Origin of the sequence: Streptomyces sp. NPDC058620 (assembly GCF_042717135.1) — a bacterium.
Classification (GTDB): Bacteria; Actinomycetota; Actinomycetes; order Streptomycetales; family Streptomycetaceae; genus Streptomyces.
In genome coordinates, this window is sequence record NZ_JBHXQO010000065.1 from 1 (window position 1) to 9,552 (window position 9,552).

General features: G+C 70.1%; 8 protein-coding genes. 4 read left to right on the forward strand and 4 right to left on the reverse strand.

Translation table 11 applies throughout. The features are described 5' to 3' along the window. Positions 1 to 51: 51 nt before the first annotated feature. Together ACFWSK_RS32910 and ACFWSK_RS32915 are read right to left on the reverse strand one after the other, a co-directional pair. Positions 52 to 1,422: an MFS transporter gene (locus ACFWSK_RS32910; protein WP_383794354.1), complete on the reverse strand. Its 1,371-nt coding sequence runs from the start codon at positions 1,420 to 1,422 to the stop codon at positions 52 to 54. Further along, positions 1,419 to 2,819, reverse strand: a complete 1,401-nt coding sequence (locus ACFWSK_RS32915) for an alkyl sulfatase dimerization domain-containing protein (RefSeq protein ID WP_383794356.1) — start codon at positions 2,817 to 2,819, stop codon at positions 1,419 to 1,421. The genes ACFWSK_RS32910 and ACFWSK_RS32915 overlap by 4 nt, the downstream gene beginning before the upstream one ends. 146 nt (positions 2,820 to 2,965) lie before the next feature. Here ACFWSK_RS32915 and ACFWSK_RS32920 point away from each other — a divergent pair, with 146 nt between their 5' ends. Continuing rightward, positions 2,966 to 4,210, forward strand: coding sequence for a PucR family transcriptional regulator (locus tag ACFWSK_RS32920; protein WP_383794358.1), 1,245 nt, complete (start codon positions 2,966 to 2,968; stop codon positions 4,208 to 4,210). Here the strand turns inward: ACFWSK_RS32920 and ACFWSK_RS32925 are convergent. Further along, a complete protein-coding gene (locus tag ACFWSK_RS32925) occupies positions 4,203 to 5,117 on the reverse strand; it encodes a hypothetical protein (protein WP_383794361.1) in 915 nt (304 codons plus the stop codon). The two genes, ACFWSK_RS32920 and ACFWSK_RS32925, sit on opposite strands and share 8 nt — an antisense overlap. An 80-nt stretch (positions 5,118 to 5,197) precedes the next feature. Between ACFWSK_RS32925 and ACFWSK_RS32930 the strand changes: the two genes are divergently transcribed. Then, on the forward strand, positions 5,198 to 5,392 hold the full coding sequence (locus ACFWSK_RS32930; protein WP_383794364.1) for a DUF3046 domain-containing protein: 195 nt from the start codon (positions 5,198 to 5,200) through the stop codon (positions 5,390 to 5,392). Positions 5,393 to 5,652: 260 nt separating this feature from the next. Further along, positions 5,653 to 6,822, forward strand: coding sequence for an AI-2E family transporter (locus ACFWSK_RS32935; RefSeq protein WP_383794422.1), 1,170 nt, complete (start codon positions 5,653 to 5,655; stop codon positions 6,820 to 6,822). 49 nt (positions 6,823 to 6,871) lie between these two features. Here ACFWSK_RS32935 and ACFWSK_RS32940 read toward each other — a convergent pair whose 3' ends face one another. Next, the gene (locus ACFWSK_RS32940) at positions 6,872 to 7,780 is read right to left on the reverse strand and encodes an SDR family oxidoreductase (protein WP_383794366.1); all 909 of its coding nucleotides are present in this window, start codon (positions 7,778 to 7,780) and stop codon (positions 6,872 to 6,874) included. Between the two features lie 267 nt (positions 7,781 to 8,047). On the opposite strand from ACFWSK_RS32940, the gene recA reads away from it, so the two are divergent. Beyond that, positions 8,048 to 9,181 (forward strand): recombinase RecA, encoded by a 1,134-nt coding sequence (gene recA / locus ACFWSK_RS32945; protein WP_383794368.1) that lies wholly within the window; start codon positions 8,048 to 8,050, stop codon positions 9,179 to 9,181. The last annotated feature ends 371 nt before the right edge of the window (positions 9,182 to 9,552 follow it).

Here is a 9,552-nt window from a genome sequence, read left to right on the forward strand (position 1 = left end):
GGCTCGGTCCAATGGACCGAGCCCCTTACCGCCCGCCTCCATAACCCCGGTTCAGTGCGCGAGCGGAGTCGCGGAAGGCGTCTCCGGCACGCCCAGCCGTGCCGCGTCCCTCTCCGGCCGCAGGAAACAGACCGCGCATACGCCGGCCACGGCGACGAGCCCCGCCATCAGCAGATACGCCGAGTGGTACCCGGCAGGCACCGTTGCCGCGGCATCCACCATCCGCCCGGTCACGAGCGGCGAAAGAATGCCCGCCAGGGCGTACACGAAGGCCAGCGCGCCCAGCACCACTCCGCGCTGCGCGGAGGGAGTGATCCGGGCGACGGCTGTCTGCGAGACCGTGAGGATCACATTGGTCAGCGCCATGGGACCGACCATCAGCGCGATCTTCACCCCCACCGAATCGATCTCGGCGAACGCCGCGATCGCCACGGCGGCCACGCACATCACCAGACCGCCACCGAGCCCGGAGGACAGCCGCCCGGAGGTCTCCTCGCGGGAGGCCCGGCGTGCGAGCAGACCGTGTCCGAGGAGCACGGCGGCGTTACCGACCGCGGTCGCCGTCACCACCGCGCCGGACTGCCGCAAGCTCAGCCCGGAGACCTCGTGGAGATAATCCGGTGCCCACGTCAGCCCGGCCGACAGCAGCCAGTACGCGGCGAAGGCGCCGAACGCGGCCGTCAGCCAGGTGCCGGAGAGCAGCAGCCTGCGGTACGGAACCGTGGGCGCGTTCCCGGCGGTGGACGCGGACCGGCCGAGCGGAGGGGCGAGCGGTCCCTCCTCGCCCCGCAGCTGCCAGCAGACCGCCCAGAACAGGCCCACCAGCCCCACGGCACCGAAGGCCCACCGCCAGCCCCACACATCGATCACCACGGTCAGCAGGGGCGCCGACAGGGCCACCCCGCCGGCCGCGCCGACCATCAGCCCGGCGGTCGGCAGGGTCCGGTCCTTCTGCCCGAACCAGCCGTGCAGATGGTGCACGGCGACCGGGGCGGCGGGGCCCTCGGCCGCGCCGAGCAGTACCCGGGTCGCCACCAGCGTCCCGAATCCGGCGGCGCCGAGCAGCATCGGCAGCTGCGCCACCGACCACAGCAGTGCCATGCCGAGCAGGAGCACGGTGGTGCGGACTCGGCGGGTGAGGAACGAGACCCCGAGCGCGGCCAGGCTGAACAGGGCGAAGAACGACGACTGTGCCGTGCCGAACTCCCCCCGGGTCAGCCCCAGCTCGTCGCGGATCGGCCCGGCGGCCAGTCCCATGACGGTCTTGTCGGCGAAGTTGACCAGCATGAAGGTGAGCAGCAACCAGGTGGTGCCCCAGGCCCCCCGGCGCACGCGGTCCGCTCCGGCGCTCGCTCCGGCGGCCTCGGTGACTCCGGTGCCATGGGCCGCGCTGGTCACGGCCGGCCTCGGAGAGGCGCTCATCCGTCTTCCCCCGGAGCCCCGCCGCAACCGCAGGAGTCGTCCTCCGTGACGCCGACGCTGATCATCCCGGCCGCGCGCCTGCGGCCCTCGGGAGAGCGCGTCAGCTCGGTCTCCAGGTCCGTACCCTCGGCCACCGCGGCCGACTCGGCCGAGGCCCAGTTGAACACTCCCCGGGCCATCGTGGACGTTTCGGCCGCCGCGCGTTCCGCGTACACCCGGGCCCGTATCCGCGCCACGTCCACATCGGCCGGGGCGGCCAGGGCGGCTGTCTCCGCGAGATGGGAGGCGAGCCGCAGTTCGCCCTCCGCCAGCAACTTCGCCGCGCGGTCGGCCAGAACCGTCGCTCCGCCCGCCGCACGTGCGAACTCGGTGGCCACCGCGGCGTCGGGGGCGGGCTTGAGGTGGGCCGGATTCTGGTCGTACCAGCCGCCCCAGAGCCGCCACAGGTTGCGTACGACGAATTCGGGCTCGTCGTAGGCGGGGTGCAGATACGGCTTCTCCAGCAGCTCCTGCGGTACCTGTACCCCGTGCAGCACGGCATCGAGGCGGTGACCCGTGTTCATCAGGGTCCGCGTCTGCTCGCACAGCGACTCCAGGAGTCGCGCCGTGTCGTCGAGTGCCTGGTGGACCCGTTCCTTGCCGACGATCGGCACACCGTGTCCCGGGAGCAGCACTTCGGCGCCGAGTTCCTGCATGGCACGCAGGGCGCGCGCCCAGTCCTCCGGGTAGCGCTGCACCTTCTGGGGGTTGCCGGCGTTGGGGGTGTTCCAGATGAACAGATCGCCCGTGCACAGCGTTTTGAGTTCGGGCACCCACACGTAGGTGCTGTCGTCCGTCTCACCCTTGGCATGCACCAGCTCGAAGGTGAGATCGCCGCGCCCGACGGTCATCCTGTCCCGGTAGGTGGTGTCCGGGTAGCGGTATGTGGAAGGCCAGTCCAGGGACGGAACGCCGAACTGCTTCCGGTTGATCCAGGCGTTGTAGCCGGCTGTGCTGACGTAGCGGTCGAACCGTGCGGTCACCGCCTCGTGAGCGATCACCTCGGGGCGTGCCCGTCCCTCGGCCGTGGCCTGCGCGTCGAACGGGGCCACTCCGAAGACGTGGTCCACGTGGCCGTGCGTGTAGACGACCGTGCTGACGTGCTGCTCGCTGAAGGCCCGCACCGCCCGGTGCAGCGGCTGGGCCGTACGGATGTCCCCGGAGTCGACGAGCACCAGACCGTCACCGGTGTCGAACACCGCCACGTTGGCGAATGCCGGGAGGAAGCCGACCCGCTCGCGCACGGTCACCAGCCCGGCGTTCGAGTAGGCGCCCGAGAGGTGGGCGAGCAGTGAACTCTCACCTCGCCACACCTGGTCGGCATAGCTGAGATAGTCCGTCGGGCTGTGCTCCGTCATACCTACGGCTCCTTCGGCTGTACGGCGTTTTACCAGGAACCCGAGTGTCGGCCCAGGGAGTGGCCTTCAACAGCCGCTCTCGTCACACCGTCGAGGGCTGCGTACTGTGATCCGTCACAAGACCGCCAGGGGTGCAGGGAGCCGCCATGCCGCTGTCCGACGAAGCCCGGGCCCTCGCTCTGCGGTGCGAGCCCAAGGTCAACGAACTGGCCCGCCGTATGGCCCGCGAGTCCTTCGAGGAGCTTCCCGGTTATGCCGGGCTCCCCAGTGAGGTGAAGGACCTGGAGGTCGCCGCGACCGCCCGGTACGGGGTCCGGCTCTTCCTGCGTCGCGCCACCGACCCGCATCCCGGGGTCGGTGGGCTGCGGCTGTTCCGGGAGCGTGCCGCGCAGCGGGCCGAGGAGGGCTTTCCACTGCATCTCCTGCTGCGTTCCCACGCGCTCGGGATGTACGTGCTGTGGCAGGCGCTGCGAGACGCCGCGGAGCCCGGTGAGGAGGGCGCTCTCGCCGAACTCGTCGACCTGCTGCTGCGCTCGCACCACAAACTGATGGGAAGCGTCGCGGAGACGTACCTGGACGAGCGGTCGGCCCTGGAGGCCGAACAGCGCGAACAGCGACGCTCCCTGGTGCGCGGATTCCTCGACGGCGCCCTGGAGCCACGTCAGGACCTGCTGGAGGAGCTGGGGCTCGGCGGACCCGCCCTGGTGCTCGCCGTGGCCCTGGAGACCTTGTCCGATGCCGATGCCGATTCGGGGAGCGGGGACTCGGTGACCGTGCGACGGCGCATGCGGCGCGTCCAGACCGCTCTCGACCAGACCTTCGGAACGGAACTGCTGGCGCTGTTCGACGCGGGCGCCGGCCGGGTCGTCGTACCGCAGGGGGGCGAACCGCCCCACGATCTGGCGCAGCGGCTCACCAGGGCCTGCGGGGCGGACGTCCGGGTCGCGATGGTCCCGGCCGACACCCCGGACGCCGTGCCCGAGGCGTCCCGTACGGCCGTGGAGGTGCTGCGGGTGGCGCGTGCGTGCGGGTTTTCTCCCGGGCTGCACTCCCTGGACGACGTTCTCCTCGAGTACCACCTCTCGCGCCCGGGTCCGAGCAGCCGTCGCATCGCCGCACTGCTGACCCCGGTCGCCGCCCGCCCCGAGCTGCTGCGGACCGTGCGTACGCATCTGGCCCAGCAGCAGGACCGCCGCCGTACCGCGACCGTGCTCGGACTGCACCCGAACACGGTCGACAACCGCCTGGCCCGCTTCACCACGCTGACCGGGCTCGATCCGGCGTCGCCTCGGGGCGCCGCCCTGACCATCGCCGCGCTGCTGCTCCACGACACCGGGGCGGACAGCGCGGCGACGACGAAGGGCGGCGGTATCCGGGAGCGGATCAGCTGAGGCTGCGGCCGTACGCCCGCAGGGTCTGGAGCGCCCGGAGCGTCACGAGTGGGCGGCCCTCCAGGGCCGTTCCCGGCGCCCACTGCCGCCAGGTGACCGGCCAGCCTCCGTCCTCCTGCTGCCCGGCCACCAGATGGTCGAGGGAGCGGTCCAGTTCCTCGTCGGTGAACCAGCCGCGGGCGAGCGATCGGGGAGTACGGGCGAAGTCGTACGGGAAGTGGTGCTCACCCGGTCCGTAACCGGGTGCCACCGGGGACTCCTCACGTAGCTCCGGGTCCAGCACCGCCAGCCCCTGGTCACGTACCAGCCGTCCCAGGCGGTCTGCGGCGGCTTCGGCGCGTGCCCGGTCCGGGACGTCGTCCAGGAAGGCGACAGCCGCCTGGATCTCGTAGGGATGGGACTGCTCGAGCGCGTCGACGGCATCCCAGCAGAAGTCGGTGGCCCGGAACAGCCACGCGTGCCACACCTTATTGCGGTGGAGCAGTCCGACGACGGGGCCGGTGGCGAGCAGCTCGGCGGGAGGGTCGTCCACGACGGGGATGAAGGGGGCGGCCGGGTAGCCGCGCTGCGAGGGGTGGATCGCGGGCAGCGCACCCTGCTTGGTCGACACATCGGTCAGGTAGCGGCAGATGCGCTCCACCCGCATGCCGGTGCACCGGCCGATCGAGTCGAGCACGCTCAGCGCGTGGGCGGTGTGCAGCGGTTGGCTCACGGGACCGCGAAGATCGGGTTCCAGCGCGTGCCCGTAGCCACCGTCCTCGTTCAGATAGGCGGCGAGCGCGGTCTCGACCGCGTCCGCGCTTCCGCCCAGGAACTCCTGGGCGAACCGCCGCTGTTCGAGGACGCGGGCCGTGAGCCAGATGAACTGCTCGGCGCGGGCGAGTGGATGTGCTCCGGTTCCAGCCATGGAACCGACCGTAGAGCGGAAAGCGCTGTCGGCAAGGTCGGGCGGCTCGGCTGCACTCTCAGGAGCGGGATAATGAATGCATGCGGTTGACGATTTTCTGGGAGCGGATGGCGGACCACTTCGGTGAGGCGTACGCGGACTCCTTCGCGCGCGATCACGTGATGTCCGAGCTCGGAGGCCGCACGGTGCAGCAGGCGCTGGCTGCCGGATGGGACGCGAAGGATGTCTGGCGCGGGGTCTGCGCAGCTGTCGGCGTCCCCGCCGAAAAGCGCTGACGGCTTCTCCTGGGCGCACGGCCGTCCCTCGGACGAGCGTCGGCGATATCCCCTGGACGAGCGGCGGCACCGGGCGGTGTTGACGGCACCGGGCCGCTCCCTCCGCCGACGCCCGGGGCGGGCGGCCCAAAGGCACGGCGATGGGTGAGACTTGTCCCGTGGCACCGACAGACGAGACCGCCCAGAACCAGCCGCCCGCTTCCCCGCCCGTCCCGCCGGCCGTGCCACCCGCGCAGCCTGGTGGCAGCGGCCCGGCCCGTATGCCCGCCTGGCTGCCGCGCGCGATGGTGCTCGCGCTCGCGCTCTACGCCTGTTTCCAGCTCGGCAGCTGGGCATTCGACCAGCTCATCGGCCTGTTGACCAACATTCTCATCGCCTTCTTCCTGGCCCTGGCGATCGAACCGGCAGTGAGCCGGATGGCTTCGCGCGGCATGCGCCGCGGCCTGGCCACGTTCCTGGTCTTCATCGCCGTCCTGACGGCCGCGGCCGGCTTCGTGGTGCTGCTCGGCTCGATGCTCGCGGGCCAGATCCTCGACATGGTCGAGGACCTTCCGGAGTACATCGACTCGGTGATCAACTGGGTGAATCGGACCTTCCGCACCGAGCTGTCCAGAGTCGACGTCCAGGACAGCCTGCTGCACTCCGACTGGCTGCAGAAGTACGTCCAGAACAGCGCGACCGGCGTCCTCGACGTCTCGACGACGGTGCTCGGCGGACTGTTCCGGCTGCTGACGATCTTCCTGTTCTCGTTCTACTTCGCGGCCGACGGCCCCCGGCTGCGCCGCACACTGTGTTCCGTGCTGCCGCCCGCGCATCAGGCCGAGGTGCTGCGCGCCTGGGAGATCGCGGTCGACAAGACGGGTGGCTACCTCTACTCGCGCGGACTGATGGCGCTGATCTCCGGCGTCGCGCACTACGTGCTGCTGGTGATCCTGGGCGTGCCCTACGCCCCGGCGCTCGCGGTCTGGGTCGGCCTGGTCTCCCAGTTCATCCCCACCATCGGTACGTATCTGGCGGGCGCCCTGCCGATGCTGATCGCGTTCACCGTCAACCCCTGGTACGCCCTGTGGGTCCTCGGTTTCGTCGTGGTCTACCAGCAGTTCGAGAACTACGTGCTGCAGCCGAAGCTCACCTCCAAGACCGTCGACATCCATCCGGCGGTCGCCTTCGGCTCGGTCGTCGCCGGCACGGCGCTGATGGGTGCGGTGGGGGCGCTGATCGCCATCCCGGCGATCGCCACGCTGCAGGCGTTCCTCGGCGCGTATGTGAAGCGGTACGCGGTGACGGACGACCCGAGGATGCACGGCCGCCGCCGCGGGAGCCGTGGTGGGTCGGTGCGGGGACGGATGCGTCAGGCGCTGCGGAAACCCGGCACCGGGGGGAAGCGGCCGGACGAGATCCAGGGCGACGGCCCGGACACGCACGGCTGAGGCGGGGCCGCCGGGGTCACCGGGCTGAGCGGTACCCGATGCCCCCGGGTCAGCGGTACCCGGTGACGTCTGCGGGAAGGCCGGGGTCCTGGACCTCGGTGAGGTAGCGCCAGGCATCGGGCCTGCTGCCGTCGATGTCGGTGAAGCCGTACGCCTGTGCCAGTTGGCCGCTGGACAGCGACTGGCCGTTCCAGCGGGCCACCTCGGGGTCCTGGGCGAGTGCGGCGACGGCGCGGCCGACGTAGGCGGGGCTCTCGGAGATGGCGAAGTGGGGCGAGTGCGCGATCGCGTCACGCCAGTCGGCCTCGGTGACGCCGTGGGCCTGGAGCATGGCCTCCGACCTGAGCCAGCCCGGGGTGAGCGATACGGCGGTGGCGTGATGGGGCCGCAACTCGTGCGCCAGCGCGAACGCCATCCGGTTCACCGACGTCTTCGCGAGGTCGTAGAAGAACGAGACCCGGTAGTTGTCCGCGTTGTACGCGGTGGTCCCGTCGGTCACCTCGACGACCAGACCGCCGGGCGTCTCGATGAGCAGCGGGATCGCGTAGTGGCTGGTGATGGCGTGGGTGTCGACGGCCAGCCGCAGTGTGTGCAGCCCGTTGTCCAGGGACGATTCCCACACGGACCTGTTCCACTCGATGCGGGCGCCCCAGATGTCGTTCACCAGCAGGTGGAGAGCGCCCTGCTCGCTTCGGATGCGCGCCACCAGCCTGCTGACCTGGGAGGGGACGAGGTGGTCCACCTGTACGGCGATCCCGTGACCGCCCGCCCTGTCCACGAGAGCGGCGGTCTCCTCGATCGTCTCCGGCCGGTTCATCTCGGAGCGCTGGGACCCGCTGGTGCGTCCCGTCACATACACGGTCGCTCCCTCGGCGCCGAGTTCCGTCGCGATGCCTCTGCCCGCACCGCGCGTGGCTCCTGCGACGAGGGCGACCTTTCCTGCCAGAGATGTACCCATACGCCCGGAATCTAGCATGACGTCGCACACTATTGTTTGACTTGCCCGACCTACGCTGTTATAAGCCGCTACTCTCTGCTGGATGGTTGGGCGTGGTGCGCTTGACACCAAAATCGAACATCCATTCTCATGAGATTCCGGCCGGGTTTTCCCGGGCCCGACCGTGGAGTTGTCCACAGGCCGGGAGGACGTCGAGGCCCATTGTCAGTGGCAGGGGTTAGCGTCTTTGACGTGAAGCGATCGACTCAAGCAAATCGGGTGGAACCCATGGCAGGAAACGACCGCGAGAAGGCGTTGGACGCCGCACTCGCACAGATTGAACGGCAATTCGGCAAGGGTGCGGTGATGCGCCTCGGTGAGCGGCCGAACGAGCCCATCGAGGTGATCCCCACCGGCTCGACCGCGCTCGACGTCGCCCTTGGCGTCGGCGGTCTGCCGCGCGGCCGTGTGGTGGAGGTGTACGGGCCGGAGTCCTCCGGTAAGACGACGTTGACGCTGCACGCCGTGGCGAACGCGCAGAAGCTCGGCGGCACGGTGGCCTTCATCGACGCCGAACACGCTCTCGACCCCGAGTACGCGAAGAAGCTCGGTGTCGACATCGACAACCTCATCCTGTCCCAGCCGGACAACGGTGAGCAGGCGCTGGAAATCGTGGACATGCTGATCCGCTCCGGTGCGCTCGACCTGATCGTCATCGACTCCGTCGCGGCCCTGGTGCCGCGTGCCGAGATCGAGGGCGAGATGGGTGACTCGCACGTGGGTCTGCAGGCCCGTCTGATGAGCCAGGCGCTCCGCAAGATCACCAGCGCGCTCAACCAGTCCAAGACCACCGCGATCTTCATCAACCAGCTCCGCGAGAAGATCGGGGTGATGTTCGGCTCCCCCGAGACCACGACCGGTGGCCGGGCGCTGAAGTTCTACGCCTCGGTGCGTCTCGACATCCGACGGATCGAGACGCTCAAGGACGGCACCGACGCCGTGGGCAACCGCACCCGGGTCAAGGTCGTCAAGAACAAGGTCGCGCCGCCGTTCAAGCAGGCCGAGTTCGACATCCTCTACGGCCACGGCATCAGCCGCGAGGGCGGTCTGATCGACATGGGCGTGGACCACGGCTTCGTCCGCAAGGCCGGTGCCTGGTACACGTACGAGGGCGACCAGCTCGGCCAGGGCAAGGAGAACGCCCGCAACTTCCTCAAGGACAATCCTGATCTCGCCAATGAGATCGAGAAGAAGATCCTGGAGAAGCTGGGTATCGGTGTCCGGCCCGAGGTGCCGGCGGTCGAGCCCGCTGCCGCCGATGCGGCAGCCAGTGCCGATGGGGCGGCCGACGCTTCGGCGAAGTCCGTGTCCGCGCCGGTCACCAAGGCCAAGGCCACCAAGGCTGCGGCGGCCAAGAGCTAGGCCGTGACGCGTCGTACGGAGTGGCCGGGCGGAGGCACCGACCCGGGTGCCGGCCCAGAGTTCGCCGCAGGTTCCGCCGATGCGCCCGAGCCGGAGTTCGGTTCAGGGGCGGGGTTCGGGCTCCGGTCCGAGTCCGCCGCGCATGCCGGTGGCCGCCGGGGGAGAGGTCCGGGCGGGGGATTCGGTGAAGGTTCGGGGTCGGGCGGGGGTAACGGCCGACGTTCCCGCACCGGCTCCAGAAGCGGCGGTTCCCCCAACTCGACGAGGGGCGGGAAGGGGGAACCCCAGGTCCCCGGCGAGCAGGCGCGCAACATATGTCAGCCCCTGGACCACCCGAACCCCCGCACCCGCAAACAGCGCGCGGAACCCCA

Excerpts from the sequence above, each read along its gene's own strand:
- recA (WP_383794368.1), top strand. The coding sequence starts at position 8,048 with ATGGCAGGAAACGACCGCGAGAAGGCGTTGGACGCCGCACTCGCACAG.
- ACFWSK_RS32925 (WP_383794361.1), bottom strand. The coding sequence starts at position 5,117 with ATGGCTGGAACCGGAGCACATCCACTCGCCCGCGCCGAGCAGTTCATC.
- ACFWSK_RS32910 (WP_383794354.1), bottom strand. The coding sequence starts at position 1,422 with ATGAGCGCCTCTCCGAGGCCGGCCGTGACCAGCGCGGCCCATGGCACC.
- ACFWSK_RS32935 (WP_383794422.1), top strand. The coding sequence starts at position 5,653 with ATGCCCGCCTGGCTGCCGCGCGCGATGGTGCTCGCGCTCGCGCTCTAC.
- ACFWSK_RS32920 (WP_383794358.1), top strand. The coding sequence starts at position 2,966 with ATGCCGCTGTCCGACGAAGCCCGGGCCCTCGCTCTGCGGTGCGAGCCC.
- ACFWSK_RS32940 (WP_383794366.1), bottom strand. The coding sequence starts at position 7,780 with ATGGGTACATCTCTGGCAGGAAAGGTCGCCCTCGTCGCAGGAGCCACG.
- ACFWSK_RS32915 (WP_383794356.1), bottom strand. The coding sequence starts at position 2,819 with ATGACGGAGCACAGCCCGACGGACTATCTCAGCTATGCCGACCAGGTG.
- ACFWSK_RS32930 (WP_383794364.1), top strand. The coding sequence starts at position 5,198 with ATGCGGTTGACGATTTTCTGGGAGCGGATGGCGGACCACTTCGGTGAG.